This window comes from Bifidobacterium favimelis (assembly GCF_037963085.1).
In the GTDB taxonomy this organism is placed as follows: domain Bacteria; phylum Actinomycetota; class Actinomycetes; order Actinomycetales; family Bifidobacteriaceae; genus Bombiscardovia; species Bombiscardovia favimelis.
This window is the reverse complement of sequence record NZ_JBANDZ010000002.1, coordinates 227101-241625: the sequence shown is the minus strand read 5'-3', so window position 1 is coordinate 241625 and position 14525 is coordinate 227101. Positions and strand designations below refer to the sequence as shown.

Annotated in this window: 12 protein-coding genes and 2 tRNA genes; 4 read left to right on the top strand and 10 right to left on the bottom strand. The window is 63.3% G+C overall.

Annotated elements, in window-relative coordinates:
- Positions 1-401 precede the first annotated feature (401 nt).
- The 7 genes from V6584_RS07310 to V6584_RS07280 form a co-directional block, all read right to left on the bottom strand.
- Positions 402-473 (bottom strand) — tRNA-Gln (locus V6584_RS07310).
- A gap of 41 nt (positions 474-514) precedes the next feature.
- Positions 515-587 (bottom strand) — tRNA-Glu (locus V6584_RS07305).
- A gap of 70 nt (positions 588-657) precedes the next feature.
- Positions 658-2184 carry a glutamate--tRNA ligase gene (gltX, locus tag V6584_RS07300; protein WP_340469802.1) on the bottom strand — a complete coding sequence of 509 codons (1527 nt, stop codon included), beginning with the start codon at positions 2182-2184 and terminating at the stop codon, positions 658-660.
- 49 nt (positions 2185-2233) lie between these two features.
- Positions 2234-2959, bottom strand: coding sequence for an anaerobic ribonucleoside-triphosphate reductase activating protein (gene nrdG, locus V6584_RS07295; protein ID WP_340469803.1), 726 nt, complete (start codon positions 2957-2959; stop codon positions 2234-2236).
- A gap of 339 nt (positions 2960-3298) precedes the next feature.
- On the bottom strand, positions 3299-5698 hold the full coding sequence (gene nrdD / locus V6584_RS07290; RefSeq protein ID WP_340469996.1) for an anaerobic ribonucleoside-triphosphate reductase: 2400 nt from the start codon (positions 5696-5698) through the stop codon (positions 3299-3301).
- A 417-nt stretch (positions 5699-6115) separates the two neighbouring features.
- On the bottom strand, positions 6116-6964 hold the full coding sequence (locus V6584_RS07285; RefSeq protein ID WP_340469804.1) for an MBL fold metallo-hydrolase: 849 nt from the start codon (positions 6962-6964) through the stop codon (positions 6116-6118).
- A 99-nt stretch (positions 6965-7063) separates the two neighbouring features.
- Positions 7064-8107: a LacI family DNA-binding transcriptional regulator gene (locus V6584_RS07280; RefSeq protein ID WP_340469805.1), complete on the bottom strand. Its 1044-nt coding sequence runs from the start codon at positions 8105-8107 to the stop codon at positions 7064-7066.
- 359 nt (positions 8108-8466) lie between these two features.
- Here V6584_RS07280 and V6584_RS07275 point away from each other — a divergent pair, with 359 nt between their 5' ends.
- Both V6584_RS07275 and V6584_RS07270 read left to right on the top strand, forming a co-directional pair.
- Positions 8467-9585, top strand: coding sequence for an ABC transporter substrate-binding protein (locus tag V6584_RS07275; protein ID WP_340469806.1), 1119 nt, complete (start codon positions 8467-8469; stop codon positions 9583-9585).
- Positions 9586-9638: 53 nt separating this feature from the next.
- Positions 9639-10457, top strand: coding sequence for an ABC transporter permease (locus tag V6584_RS07270; RefSeq protein WP_340469998.1), 819 nt, complete (start codon positions 9639-9641; stop codon positions 10455-10457).
- 132 nt (positions 10458-10589) lie between these two features.
- Here the strand turns inward: V6584_RS07270 and V6584_RS07265 are convergent, their stop codons facing one another.
- The 3 genes from V6584_RS07265 to V6584_RS07255 form a co-directional block, all read right to left on the bottom strand.
- Complete coding sequence (locus V6584_RS07265) at positions 10590-11396, bottom strand: DUF805 domain-containing protein (RefSeq protein WP_340469808.1); 807 nt, start codon at positions 11394-11396, stop codon at positions 10590-10592.
- Positions 11397-11700: 304 nt separating this feature from the next.
- Complete coding sequence (locus V6584_RS07260) at positions 11701-12591, bottom strand: hypothetical protein (RefSeq protein ID WP_340469810.1); 891 nt, start codon at positions 12589-12591, stop codon at positions 11701-11703.
- Positions 12592-12669: 78 nt separating this feature from the next.
- Positions 12670-13326 carry a histidine phosphatase family protein gene (locus V6584_RS07255; RefSeq protein ID WP_340469811.1) on the bottom strand — a complete coding sequence of 219 codons (657 nt, stop codon included), beginning with the start codon at positions 13324-13326 and terminating at the stop codon, positions 12670-12672.
- A gap of 184 nt (positions 13327-13510) precedes the next feature.
- Between V6584_RS07255 and V6584_RS07250 the strand changes: the two genes are divergently transcribed.
- Both V6584_RS07250 and V6584_RS07245 read left to right on the top strand, forming a co-directional pair.
- Positions 13511-14014, top strand: a complete 504-nt coding sequence (locus V6584_RS07250; RefSeq protein ID WP_340469812.1) for a GtrA family protein — start codon at positions 13511-13513, stop codon at positions 14012-14014.
- Positions 14015-14187: 173 nt separating this feature from the next.
- Positions 14188-14525: tautomerase family protein (locus V6584_RS07245; protein WP_340486341.1), on the top strand; the 338-nt coding region annotated here is incomplete at its 3' end.

Here is a 14525-nt window from a genome sequence, read left to right as displayed (position 1 = left end):
AGCAGAGCAGAGCAGAGCAGAGCAGAGCAGAGCAGAGCAGAGCAGAGCAGAGCAGAGCAGAGCAGAGCAGAGCAAGGCGGGGCCGCAAGGGCGGCGTTTGATTCTTCCCCTTCAGCTATAGAATTTTATATTATCCATTAAGATATCCTACAAAAGTCCACGACACGCTGTTGTGCCGGAAATCTCTGAAGACCGCGGCCAGACAGGCTGCGGGCACCCCTGCACAGAGGGGCCGAAACCGAATGAACCGGGAGGCCACGAGCCCCTGGGCCCGTCCGATCCCTGCCTGCCTTGGGCCCTGAGGCGCCAGATGGGTCAACCAGGAAGGAGGCCCTACAGACAGCAAAACGGCGGAACGCCTTATTGGCGTTCCGCCGTTTCATGGCATCTTATACCTACCGCTGGGGTACCTGGACTCGAACCAAGAATGGATGAACCAGAATCACCTGTGTTGCCAATTACACCATACCCCAATTATCAGCGACATAGCCGCCAATACGGTTATATCACATCGTACCCCCGACCGGATTTGGACCGGTGTTGGCGCCGTGAGAGGGCGTAGTCCTAGACCGCTAGACGACGGGGGCTCACTTATCCGCAGCGCTTCCGACCGGTTGAAAACGAGTCATCAGCACAACAGAAAGTCAATATACCCGGTCACAGGCGGGCACGCAAGTTCTGCATGCGCCGGAGTGTCGTCTCCTTGCCCAGAATCTCAAGGGATTCGAAGAGGGGCGGGGAAACCCTCCTGCCGGAGACGGCCACCCGGACCGGCCCGAAGGCCAGCCGTGGCTTGTACCCACCCTCCTCGACCAAGGCATGGGTCAGGATCGCGTGGAGGTTGTCGGTCTTCCAGTCGGCTTCGCCCACCGGTTCCAGGGCCTTGACCGCCAGGTCCAAGACTGCGCCCGCGGATTCCTTGAGCTGCTTGCGGGCATCGGGCTCAGGCTCGATGTAGTCCTCCTGGCTGAGAAGACTGCCCACCATCCCCGATACCTCACCCAGGAGGCGGACCCTGGGTTGCACAAGGGGGGCCGCCGCCGTCAGGACCTCCCGTTCACGTCCGGTCAATTCCTCCCAACGGTCGGCCGTGACCGCCCCGTCCCTCTTGAGGTAGGGCAGGGAGCGGTTGAGGAAGTCCTGGGGGTCCAGCATACGGATGTGCTCTGCGTTGATGGCCACGGCCTTGTCTATGTCGAAGTGGGCCGGGTTTGCCTTGACGTCACGGATGTCGAATTTCTCCACCATCTCATCCATGGAGAAGACGTCACGGTCGGGGCCGATGGACCAGCCGAGGAGGGCCAGGTAATTGAGCAATCCCTCCCGGATGAAACCGTTCTCACGGTGGAGGAAGAGGTTGGATTCAGGATCGCGCTTGGACAGTTTCTTGTTGCCCTGACCCATCACATAGGGCATGTGGCCGAAGAGGGGGGTCCCCTGGGCAACTCCCAGCTCGGTCAGGTAGCGGTAGAGGACGATCTGGCGGGGGGTTGAGCTGAGGAGATCCTCCCCCCTCAGGACGACGTTGATCCTCATCAGGGCATCATCGACGGGGTTGGTCAACGTGTACAGAGGGTCCCCGTTGGGCCTGACGATGACATAATCCGGCACGGAACCGGCCTTGAACTCGATCCTGCCCCGGATCAGGTCGTCGAAGGCGACATCCTCGTCAGGCATCCTGACCCGGATGGCCGGTCTGCGTCCCTGATCACGGAAGGACCGGCGCTCCTCCTCGGTCAGGTCCCTGTCGTAGCCATCGTAACCGAAGGACTTGGGCCGGCCGGCCGCCAGGTTGCGGGCCTCTATTTCCTCGGCTGTCGAATAGGACTCATAGGCATAGCCGGCATCCAGGAGCTGACGGGCCACCTTCCTGTAGATGTCCCCCCTCTGGGACTGCCGGTAGGGACCGTCGGGGCCGCCCACCTCGATCCCTTCATCCCAGTCCAAGCCCAGCCAACGCAGGGCTTCCAGGATCTGGTTATAGCTCTCCTCGCTGTCGCGGGCGGCATCGGTGTCCTCGATCCTGAAGACGAAGGTGCCGTGGGTGTGCCTGGCCTCGGCCCAGTTGAACAGTGCCGTCCTGACCATCCCCACATGCGGGGTGCCGGTCGGAGAGGGGCAGAACCTTACACGGACATCTGCAGGCAATTCTGGTTTGGAGTCATGATCATGCTCATCAGTCATGGTCACCATTGTGCCCCGCCAGCCCGACCGGGGAGGGCCGCCGCCTGCCTCACCCCCGCTTCTGCTCCTGGTCCCTGTCCTTGCTGTAGGTCTCGGGGATGAACCTGGTCTGGTCGTGAAGCTTGGCCCAGGTGACGATCCTGCCCTCGGCCAGGGACCGCTGGACATCGATGATCCGCTGGTTGGAGGAGCCCCTGAACTGGAGGAGGGAGTTCTTTTCGGACTCTATGAACCGGCCGTCCACCAGGATGTCGATGTAACCGAGGAGTTCGGCCTTGTCGGGCGTCTCCCCCGGCCTCATCAATTCCTCCCAGGTATAACCGGTCCAGCACCAGATGTCCTTGTCATGCCCGAACTCCTCGCGGACCCTGGCGGCCAGTTTGAGCAGGATGGGGGTGTTCAGGAGGGGCTCGCCGCCCAGGAAGGTGAGACCCTGCACGTAGGAAAGACCAAGGTCTGCGATGATCCGGTCCTCAAGTTCCTGGGTGTAGGGATGGCCGGCCTGGAAGTCCCAGATGGAGGAGTTGTAGCAGCCCTGGCAGCGGAAGGGGCATCCGCTCACATACAGGGAGCACCTGATTCCCTCCCCGTCCGTCATGACCAGACGCTTGTAGTCGGCTACGATTCCCCTGCTGAGCCGACGGCCGTCCCACTGGCCCGCCTTGGGGTTGTTGGTCAGGTCACAGGGAACGCCCGGCCCCCGCCCGGCCTCCCCCGGGGCGAAGTCCCTGTGCCCCCGGGTCCCGGTCTTCCTCATGCCTTTCGTCTCGACCATCGTCGCCACCTCACATCCTTCACTGCACGGACCCGACATCCCTCTGATTGCGGTACCTCAGACCAGGGGTCTGCCGCACCCACGTCCACCACCCTTCCGGGGGTTGAACAGGAGAGGGCGGACCCGCACCGGACAGGTCCGCCCTCTCTCCATGACGCCATGCTGCCATGGTTTTCCGCCGCCATGATTTTCCGCCGCCATCAGGGACCATCATGGTTCCGATCCATAATGACCCCACACCGGGCAGCCCCTCCTCACGGCACTTCGTGACCGGGTGTCCATGTCCTGGCGGGACACGGACCTCTCGACCCGGACCGGACGGAGGACCCTGATCAGGGTTCACTCTGCCTTGTCGTCAAACCACTCTTTGGTGGAACCGTCCTTCAAGACCACATGACCGGTCTCGCCCTCCATGTGCTTGACACGATGGGCGATTTCCTCGTGGCGGCCGTGGACCATGGGCCGCTGGACAGGATTGCCCAGATAGCCGCAGGTGCGCTTGGTCACGTTGCACTTGTCAGGGTCGTCATTGCCGCACTCAGGGCACTTGAAGCCCTCCTCTGTGGGTTCGAAGTCGCCCTCGTACCCGCAGACGAAGCAGTGGTCTATGGGGGTGTTGGTCCCCAGGTAGCCGATGCCGATGTCATAGGCATAGTCCCAGACGGCTTCGAGGGCCTTGGGGTTCTGCTGCATGGAGGGGAACTCGCAGTAATTGATGAACCCGCCGGAGGCCAGGTAGGGGAAGTCACGTTCATAGCTGAGCTTCTCCATGGGGGTGGGACGCAGCCAGACCGGATAGTGGAAGCTGTTGGTGTAGAAGTCATGATCGGTCACACCCTCGACCACGCCGAACTTTTCCTTGTCCATCCTGCAGAAGCGGTCGGTCAGGGACTCGGCCGGGGTGGAGTAGACGGAGTAGTGATAGCCTTCCGCCTTCTCCCACTGCTTGCAGAGCTGGTTCATCCGCCGCACGATGCTCAGGGCGAACTCCTTGCCCTCTGGATCCCAGGAGTGGTCCTGCATCCAGTCCTTCCCGTAAAAGACGCTGGTGGCCTCGTAAAGGCCGATGTAACCCAGCGAAATGGTCGAACGAGAGTTGCGGAAGAGGGTGTCCACGCTGTCCGTGGGCTTGAGACGACCGAAGGCACCGTACTCATACAGGGTGGGTGCGTTGATGGGGGTCGCCTGCTTGCAGCGCATGATGCGGAACTGGAGGGCGTGGTGGGCCACCTCCATGCGCTGGTCGAAGATCTTCCAGAACCGGTCCTTGTCACCGCGTGATTCCAGGGCGATGCGGGGAATGTTGACGGTGACGACGCCCAGGTTCATGCGTCCGTCCTCTTCATCCTCACCGGTCTCCGGGTTGGTCCAGGCCTGGAGGAAGGACCGGCAGCCCATGGGGGCCTTGAAGGATCCTGTGATCTTGACCAGGTTTTCATAGAAGACCACATCGGGATACATCCGCTTGGTGGAGCACTCCAGGGCCAGCTGCTTCATGTCGTAGTTGGGGTCGCCCTCATCCGCGTTCAACCCATGCTTGATGGTGAAGACCAGCTTGGGGAAGATGGCCGTGTGGCGGTCCTTCCCCAGACCACGGATGCGGATCAGGAAGATGGCCCGCTGGATCTCCCTGGAAAACCAGGAGGTGCCCAGGCCGAAGCCCACGGTGACGAAGGGGGTCTGTCCGTTGGAGACGCGGTTGGAGTTGATCTGGTACTCCATGGTCTGCATGGCGTCGTAGATGTTCTTCCTGGTCAGGATCTTGGCATAGACCTGACGGAGCCGGACCATATCCGGTGCGTCCAGATCGAAGGGGGAATCCTCCCCGATGGGAGCGCGGTCGTCCAGGTGGAGCCAGCCGGCCTCGCGGGCCTTGAGCCCCCGGACCACGTCCCTGGCCACGTCGACGGGCTCCTCGTCCGGCAGGACGGCCTCGGCCATCGCGTAGTTCTTCTTGTAGTCCAAACGGGCGTACTTCTCCAGGAGTTCATCGGCACGGTTGACGGTCTGGCCACCGTACTGGGAGCCGGCGATGTCCTTGATGATCTGGGTGATCTGGGTGGCGGCCGTGCCGATGGACTTGGGCGAATCCATCATGGCGTTGCCCAGCTCGAAGCCATGCTCCAACATGTCGCCGAAATTGGGCAGGGAGCAATTGGTCTCGGCCGTGAAAGGCGAGTAGTCGGCATCGTGGAAGTGGATGTCGCCCTTCATGTGGGCGTTGGACACGTCTTTGGGGAGCATGCTGAAGGCCGATGCCTTGGAGACGGCGCCCGCCAGGAGGTCACGTTGGGTGGCGTAGACGTTGGCGTCCTTGTTGGCGTTCTCCCTGACCAGGGTCTCGTCCTTGCTGGTCAGGCGGTGGACGGCCTCGTTGACATCGGTGGCCTTGGCCCTCTGGATGTCGCGGTCCAGACGGTAGGAGGTGTAGGCCCGGGCCGTCTCATAGCGGTGGGCATTGACCAGGGCATGCTCGACCAGGGTCTGGATGTCTTCGATCTTGACCGGGTTGGTGTACCTGTCGCGGATCTCCGACTGGACCGTCTGGGTCATGGTTCGGATTTCCTGCTTTTCCTCCGGCCCCACCTCGGTCTTGACGTCGACGAAGGCGGCCTCGATGGCATTCATGATGTTCACAGGGTCGAAGTCGACAATCCGGCCGTCCCTCTTCTCGACCATGATCCCATCGAGAGAGTCTCGCTTGGGTGTCTGCCCGACACCCTGCACCCGGCTTGCCATCACCTGCGTATCCATCGCAACTCCTATCAAATCGCATCCACGTCAGCCTGCCGACCCACCCTCGTCGATGGACCCGGCCTGCTGGAAACAGCCGGAACAGACCTGGAATTACATCCATGTCGTTCCTGCTTTCGGTACCACTCTAGCACAGAGATACACAACATCTAGGGGTTTCCGAAAATTCCATCACTACATATAGTGAACACCGATGAAATGTGACATAGACCACACAACCGGCTCCGACGGCAGGGGGAACAAACCGCACCAGGCCGGGGGAAACGTCCTGCCCCCTCCTTGACACGCCGAGGCTGCCTGCCTGCACCTGCCGTCGGAATGTCGTGGGGTGGCCGTCGTGCGCACGGGCTCCCGCCCTGCCCGCGTGGAGGGGGAACAGTCAGGCAGGAGGCGGCCGACAGGTCAGAAGTCGGTGGACATCCCGTCGTAGGAGGAGATGAACCCCTCCTTCGCCGCGGCCTCCTGCATGCGGGCATAGGTGGCCATTCCCCGGTGGGAGAAGTGGTTGCAGACGAAGATCGTGTCCTGTCGGGCGAGGCCGAGGCTGACCATGCGGTCACGGACCCTGAGGTTGTCGGCGAAGTTCATATGGACGCTTGAGGAGCCCTCGCACAGGGCATGTGTGCAATCCAAGGAGACATAGTCATATGTCAGTCCGGCCTCCTGCAAGGTCCGCCAGGTGGACTCCGGGAAGTAGGCGGTGTCATGGGCGTACAGGAGGGACGACCGGCCGTCGCTCAGGCCGTAGAAGAGGCAGTCGCCGAAGTTGTGGCCGTGCTTGGCTTCAAAGGCGTAGGCACGGTAGTTCTTGCCCCCCACCGGCCCGAATGTGACACTCTCGCCCGGGTGCATGATGTGGTAGTCGAGCCTGGAGTGGTCGTATTGCTGCTCCAGGAAGAAGGCCCGGTCGTAAAAGCCGCGGACGGTTTCGGATCCGTAGACGTCCATGTGGAGGGGGTTGTCGTCCGCGTAGGCGGCCATGCGGTAGGCCAGATCTTCCCCGTAGAAGTGGTCCGAGTGCCAGTGGGTCACGAAAAGCCGGGTGACGGAGGGCAGGTCGAAGTCGTCACGGATATAATGGAAATAGGTGTCACCAGGGAAATCGAGGAGGATGGCATCGTCGACGAGGGCCTGGGACTGTGTCCTGATCTCCTTCCCCTTGACCCTCCTGGCCTCCTTGCACAGGTCGCACATGCAGAAGATGCCCGGAATCCGCTCCGCGGCCGCTGTGCCCAGATGTTGCAGTTTCATGGCTGCTCCCTTCATTTTCCTTGCTTGCGTCTTCGTCCTTCGTTTCCGTCTTTGGCCGGGACCCTGACGGCCCGTCCTGCGATCCCCCTTCGGATCCGGTCAGGACAGGAGGCCGCGTGGCGTGAACACCGTGTCCATCCTCCTGCATTCACCCGGACGGACGGCGACGCCACGACCCCCTTCGGCACCACCCGCCTCCACCAGGTCGAGAAGGACCCCGACCCCAAGACGCCCCATCCGGTCCACCTGCTGGGAGATGACCGAGACCTGGGGGGTCACCAGGCGGAAGAGGTCCAGGTCGTCGAAGGAGACCAGGGCCACCTTGTCGCGGAAGGCCCAGGAGTCCTCGTTGACGATGGCTATGGCCCGGATGGCATCGCCCGAGTACCCGAAGATGAAGGCGGTGACACCCTGATCGACCAGGGACCGCATGATCCTGCGGCAATCATCCACCCTGTCCCCGTAGTCACGGACGACGATCCCCTGTATGTCCCTCCTCCTGTCCGACAGGGCTGTGAAGGCCGCCTGACGTTCTTGGAATACGGGGGGATGGATATCGGGGCCTGGTATGTAGGCCACCTTCCTGTGGCCGTGTTCCGCCAGGGATTGCAGGGCCTGCTCAAGCCCGGGTTCGGGATCTGAATCGACCAGAGGGATCTGGGGCGCCCCCTCGTCACGCCTGTCGACGAACACGACAGGCAGGCCCCGGTCAAGCACGACGCGCAGGATCGGCGAGGTGGCGTTCCTGGGGACGACGATGGCGCCGTCGATGTGCCTGGCAAGGATGGTGCGGAAAAAATCGTCCTGACGCTTGGTGTCGTCCAGGGAGACGCCGATCAGGGTGGCATAGCCGTTGATGTAGAGCTCGTCCTGAACCGCGTAGACCAACTCGGAGAAGTAGCCGTTGCGCACGTCCGGCACCAGGAGACCTATGGCCTTGGACCTGGACACACGCATGGACCTGGCCCGGCTGTCGGGGATGTAGCCCAGCTCGTCGGCCATCTTGCGGACCAGGGCCCTGGTCTTTTCGGAGATGCGCCCCTTCCCGTTCAGGGCCTGGGAGACGGTCGAAATCGAAAGCCCCGTCCGACGGGCCACATCGTGGATGGTGACGACCGACATCTGCCTGCCTTCCTTTTGCACGGCTCCTCCTCGGCGGCGGCCATCGACGAAGACCCCCGCCTTTCGGCCCGGTCCGCCGCACTGTTCGCCGCTGCCTGTGGCCTCGGCCCATCGTCCATGACGGCCGGAACGATCAACCCCATCAGTATATGCCGTCGACCGGGACGGCTCTGCGCCCCTTCCGGGGATGGTTTATACTTGGGCCGTGTTCGCGCGGTTGGTGGCAGCAGCCGTGCCAACGTTCACAAGAGTTGATCGGGTGCCCCGTACCGTCGGGGGACGGGCCCCGGCGGGTACGAACGTCGCGCGGGCTCCTCACCTTCCCGCTGCGGACATCGGCCCGGTTGATTCGCGCAGACGCGCGGAAGGCAAGGTGACAGATGAACAAGCCCGACGTTCCAAGGCCGATCATTCTCCGCAGGGGAAGAGGGCAGATCCGGACCGGCAGGCGCATATGCAGGAAGCTGACGGCCGTGGCCTGCATGCTGGCCCTGGGGGCCGGCCTGACCGCATGCGCAGGGGCAGGTCCACACCCCTCCGGGGACCGGGCGGCGGCGCACGAGATCTCCTTCATGTTGGATTGGACCCCCAACACCAATCACGTTGGCATCTACGTGGCCCGCCACCTGGGGTACTTCGACCAGGCGGGCATCTCGGTAAAGATCCTGCCCACGGCCCAAGCGGGGGCGGAGGTCTCCGTGCAGAACGGTGTGGCTGAGGTCGGCTTCTCCAAACTCAGCAACCTGGCCACCTTCGACTCACAGGGGGCCGACCTGGTGCAGGTCTTCAACCTGGGCCAGCGCTCCGTCGCCCGCTGGTGCTCGCTGGCCTCACGCACCGACATCAAGACCCCGAAGGATTTCGACGGGAAGACCTTCGTCACCTTCGGCTCGGCAGAACAGACCGCTGTGGTCAGGCAGATGATCAGATACGCCGGGGGCAGGGGGGAATTTTCCAAGGCCACCAGCGGGACCAACACCTTTGCCACACTGACCAGCGGCCGGGGTGATTTCGCAGGCTTCTACGTCAATTGGGAGGGGGTCGAGAGCGAGCTGAAAGGGCCTGCCCTCCACTGCTTCACCCAGAGCGACTGGGGGGTGCCGGGCAACCCCGACCAGCTGGGCTTCGTGGTCAGGAGGTCCTGGCTGGACGACGACTCCCACCGGCAGACCCTGAGGGCCTTTGTACAAGCCTGCCTGAAGGGATACAACCAAGCCCTGCGCCAGCCGGACCAGGCGGCCCGGATCCTTGTGGAGGAGACCAAGGGGTCGGCCATCGACCCGGAGCTGGCCCGCAGGTCCATGGAGAGCATCGCCCGGGAAGGATATTGGACCAGGGACAAGGGCGGGACAAAAGTCACCGGACTGCTGGACCTCAAGGACGCCCAGGACTATCTCGACTTCCAATACAAGGCCGGCACCTACAAGGACGCCAAGAAGGGTGAGAGGGACAAGGCCCCCCAGGCCGGCAGGATGTGGACCGACAGGTACGTGCGCTGACGGCCCTGCCAGCGGATTCAATCATGGGACATGGAAAGGGGAGAATGAAGACGATGACAGGTCTTAGGGCCGATCCGGCTGCCGATGCGCCGGCAGGAGGACGGGGCGGGCGCTGGCTGGCGCCGGCCGCCACCGTCCTGGTCCTCCTTGCCGTCTGGGAGGCCGCCGTCCGGCTGGGGGGCATATCCGAGCAGGTCCTGGCCTCCCCCAGCCAGATCATCCGGGCGACCTGGGAGTACCGGCAGGACCTCCTCCCCGCCTCCGCGATCACCGCCTGGGAGGGGACTGGCGGGTTCCTGCTCGCCGCCGCCGCCGGCATCCCCATTGGTGTCGCCCTCTACCGGTGGAAGACCTTGCATGATGCGGTTTATCCCCTGATCGCCGCCGCCCAGATGATCCCTCTGATCACCGTGGCCCCCCTCTTCGTCATCTGGTTCGGGTTCGAACCCCTGGGCAAGGTGGTCATCGTTGCCGTCTTCGCCCTCTTCCCCATCGTGGTCCAGACATGCCGGGGGCTGGCGGCGGTGCCGCGGTTTTATGAGGATGTCGCCCTGACCTGCGGGGCCACCCCTGCCTGGACCCTGTGGCACGTCAAGCTCCGGATCGCGGCCGGGCATATCTTCGGCGGTCTCAGGATCAGCGCGGCCTACGTATTCGCCACGGCGGCCACCTCGGAATATCTGGGTGCCCGCAACGGGCTGGGCATCTGGCTGCAGACCGCCTTCAACTCCTTCCGCACCCCCCTGATCTTCTCCGCCACCCTGGTCATCGTGGTCATGACGGCCCTTCTCCTGGCCCTGGTGTCCCTGGTCGAGCACGTCTTATCAGGCGGGGTCTCACAGGCCGATTTCAGAGCGGAAGAGGGTAGCTGAGCCCGGGGGTGAGGGGCAGGACATGGTGCCGGAACGGCCCCTCCCTTTTCGGTTTGAGGCCAGAAAGAGGGAAAACGGAACGAGGCCACACCCGGCTCGACCGGATGTGGCCGCACATGCCGCATGTCCCTGTCAGACCGGCCTGTCGAAACGTGATCCGTTCGGATTGCTCGACTGGAACGACAAGACCAGTGTGGAGACAAGCCAGACCAGGCACAGGATCGATCCCGTTGATGCCATGGTCGACGGGAGTGCATAGGGATCGTTCGCGTAACTCATGCCATCCCCCTGCACGAAGAGGATCAGGCCGAGAACCAGGCACCCGTGTGTGAGCAAGGCCCACCAGCCCGAGAGGTTGGCGTCGTGCAGACGGCGCACGAAGACGGCCACCAGGGGCACAAGAAGCACCAACTCGATGATTCCGACCAATGCGGACAGTGAGTCCGGCAGGATCGAATCGATCAGGCCGAGGAACATGTTCAGAAAAACGAAGAGGAGGACGCTCCACCAGAACTCCCCCCGGGAGGCCCGCCCGTTGAAGACGCAGAACTTGGTGAAGAAGCGTTTGGAGGTTTGCAGGAAGGATATGCCGTACCAGGGTGCCCAGATCGGTGGTTCCCAACCGGCAGGATAGGCGGCTCCGTAGCCGCCGTATGGCCCTTGACCGCCATATGCCGGCATCTGCGGGGCTCCCTGGGGGATTTGCGGTCCCTGACCGGGCTGGCCGTACGGTTGGTCCCCGTATGAGGGCTGGCCGTAGCCGGGCGCACCCTGTGCATAGGGTTGGCCGTACGCCGGTCCCTGGGCATAGGGCTGGCCGGGCCCGTAGGGCTGTTCCGGCCCGTAGGGCTGGCCGGGCTGGCCGTAGGGCTGGCCTTGTCCACCATACGGTTGCCCATACGTCTGATTCGTCTGGCCCTGCCGGTCGCCGTCGCCCACGGGTCCGCCCGGGACCCCCTGACCCTGATCGCCCTGAGGGAAAGGCGGTTCCTGCGGATATTGCGGATACTGCGGTGGCAAAGCGGGTCGGCCCTCCGGGGTTGGAGGCTGGTTGCCGACAGGCCCCCGACCATCCTGTGAGTCACTCATAGGCTGTTCCCTCTTTTCTCGTACTGCCCTTCGCATCGCACCCTTCACCGCCATGCCGGCGAGTATGGACAACGGACCCGTCCACTGTCCTGGACAATTCAAGAATAACCTACAAGCCCTCCTCATGCACCGGCATGATTCCAGCCTCCGGATGTCACAGCTCGACCGGCGGTTTGTCGGGGTCTTCGGGGACATGGGCGAATTTGGCGTTCAGGGCCTCGCGGCTCTTGCGCTCGTCATCCTCCTTGGCCTTCCTCTTGGCCTCCTCCGGATCCCAGAGGATGTCCTGCCGGTGACGGTCCCACTCCTGACCTGCCAGGGGGCATATGTAATCGGCCAGGGCATCAGCCTGGGAATCGGAGGACTTCCCTCCCCCATCGGCAAGGCCGGCCAATCCGACAATCTGCTCGTCGGTCATGAAGAGTGGCGGAAGACCCGACCTCTCACACAGACCGTTGAGAACCAGGACCAGCGGCAGAACCGCCTCGACATGCTCCCGGCCACAGCCCACTGCCTTCATCAGGGCCGCAAACGCCGTACAGATCGAAGCCAGGCGGGTGGCGAAGACGGATGGGTCGGATGTCGGTTCCAGCGGACCTTGGGGGCAGAGGGCCCTGTCCACCTGGGCCAGCACCAAACGGGCCGCCCCGGCCTCTTCCTGGGACCAGACGGTGCCCAAGGCGGTGGCGGCATGGGTCACCAGGTCGGCATCCCCGCTCTCGCCGAAGCCGGACATGCCCTCGTAAGCCTCGTTGGCGGCCAGCAGGGCATCGACCAGGGACTGGGGGCGTCCGGGGATGTCCTGCGCGCCCTCATAGACGAATTCTGCATCGGGTATGGTCACGTCCTCATCCGTCATGACCCTGGCCAGGGACCGTGTCATCCTGACCTGGAGGGTCTCCCCGTACTTGGCGTCGTTGTCCAACTGCTTGGCGTCATCCAGGGGCCAGAGGCCCACCAGACCGGCACCCTGCCGGGCCGCCTTGACCACTGAAACCCTGGCGGCCATTCTGACGACCTCGCCCTGATCAAGGACATAGTTCATCTTCTGCTCCCTCGCTAGGCTGAACCTGGCACGCTGCGGCGCACCATCTCCAGCCCATCCTATGCCATGGGGGCCGGGTCACACGCGCAGGGCCGGGTCGGCATATGTGATGCCCAACACCTGACCGTCCCGGTCGTCGATGGTGATGGAGGTGATCGAAGCCAAAGCGGTCTTCCTCAGAAGCATGTTGTGCTCGGGCCTGCCGGTCTCCAGCAGGTGACGGTAGGTCCATATCGGTGACTCATGCGTGACCACGAGGATCTGGGAGTCGGGATGGCCGGCCACCTGGTCCCTGACGAAGTCCCCGACCCGGTCGGCTATCTCCCGGTACGACTCCCCCCAGCTGGGGCGGAAAAGGTCGGAGACCAGCTTCAGGTTTTCCGGATGCCACAGGGCCCCCTTCCCCCGGCCGATCCTCCTGCCCCTGAACTCATTGCCGGCCTCGAGGAGGCGGTCGTCATACCGTACTGTGAGCGGTTTCTGGCCACGGGCCCGTCTGACCCGGTCGAGGGCCTCCACGATGATGCCCGCCGTCTCCCTGGTCCTGTCCAGGGGGGAGGAATAGACCGCCTCCAGGGTGTTGAGGGCCGGGTTTTCGGCTATGAACCTGGCCGTGGCCCGGACCATCCGCTCCCCCCGATGGGACAGGTGATAGCCCGGCAGACGTTCGTAGATTACATGGCCGGGGTTGTAGACCTCCCCGTGACGCACGAAATGTATGGTCGTGGCTGGCAACGACCCACCTCCAATCGGCGGACCGCCGCCTTATGCGCCGGCATCCGCCCCAGATGATCATGTCTGACCAAATCTACCCTGCCACATGGCCAACGGGGCTGGAGAGGGGGCGACTTGCGTCGGAATTGGAACCATCTGGGCGCAGCCGCTCCAAAGGCGGGCGACTGTGTTTGAATGATGTACCGTGCGGAACCTCATAAAGCAGATAGCCAAATTCGGTGTGGTCGGCGTCATCGCCGCCGTCATCGATTTCGGCATCCTCAACCTACTGGTGACCGTCCACGTCAACAGCGTCTTGGCCGGGGCGGTATCCTTCCTGATCTCCCTGGTCTTCAACTACCTGGCCAGCATGAAGTATGTCTTCAAGCACCGCGACGACATGGCCCGGTGGATGGAGGTCACGATATTCTTCATCTCGGCGGCCATAGGACTGGGAATCAACGAGATCATCCTCTGGGGAGGCGTGGCCCTTCTGCCCCCCGATGCCATCCACACCATGCACGCCCGCTACGTGCTTTACACCAACATCGCGAAGATCGTGGCGACCCTGGTCGTGGCGGTGTGGAACTTCATCATCCGCAAATGGCTCCTGGACGCCCCTGCGGCGGGAACCCCGATCCAGACCGGATCCTTCGCCCACCGTCTCGGTGCCTGGTCCCTTGACCGTCACCCCTTCGGGTGGAAGTGAAGCCCAGGGTGAAAGCGGGTGGATGGGAAGGCCGACGGACTGCGGGCTAGGATGAAGGCAGGGACCCCCGCGTCGGTCTGCGGACCTCCGCCCGGCAAAGAGACGGGGGAGGACATCCCGGCCGTGATGCGGGTCGGCAGGCCCGGACGCGGCCAGCAAGAAAGGAAGCCACCATGCCAGTCATCCACACACATGTGAGCACCCATATCACCCAGGAGCAGAGGGAACGCATCAAAGCCGCCTACGGCAAGGCCATCACGGCCGTGCCCGGCAAGAGCGAGGGCTGGCTCATGTGCCCCTTCGAGTCCGACATGCCCATCTACTTCGCCGGAGATGACAGTAAGCCAGCCGCCTACGTGGAGGTCAACGTCTTCGGCAGCGATGTGCCCAAGTCCTCCTGGGAGCAGTTGACTAAGTCCATCATGGGGACGCTGGAGTCCGAACTGGGCATTCCCCAGGACCGCACCTACATCCGCTACACCGCCACCACCGACTGGGGCTGGAACGGCGG

What these genes read in the sequence shown, in the direction of transcription:
- gltX (WP_340469802.1), bottom strand. Translation starts at nt 2,184, where the DNA reads ATGACTGATGAGCATGATCATGACTCCAAACCAGAATTGCCTGCAGAT.
- nrdG (WP_340469803.1), bottom strand. Translation starts at nt 2,959, where the DNA reads ATGGTCGAGACGAAAGGCATGAGGAAGACCGGGACCCGGGGGCACAGG.
- nrdD (WP_340469996.1), bottom strand. Translation starts at nt 5,698, where the DNA reads ATGGCAAGCCGGGTGCAGGGTGTCGGGCAGACACCCAAGCGAGACTCT.
- V6584_RS07285 (WP_340469804.1), bottom strand. Translation starts at nt 6,964, where the DNA reads ATGAAACTGCAACATCTGGGCACAGCGGCCGCGGAGCGGATTCCGGGC.
- V6584_RS07275 (WP_340469806.1), top strand. Translation starts at nt 8,467, where the DNA reads ATGAACAAGCCCGACGTTCCAAGGCCGATCATTCTCCGCAGGGGAAGA.
- V6584_RS07270 (WP_340469998.1), top strand. Translation starts at nt 9,639, where the DNA reads ATGACAGGTCTTAGGGCCGATCCGGCTGCCGATGCGCCGGCAGGAGGA.
- V6584_RS07260 (WP_340469810.1), bottom strand. Translation starts at nt 12,591, where the DNA reads ATGAACTATGTCCTTGATCAGGGCGAGGTCGTCAGAATGGCCGCCAGG.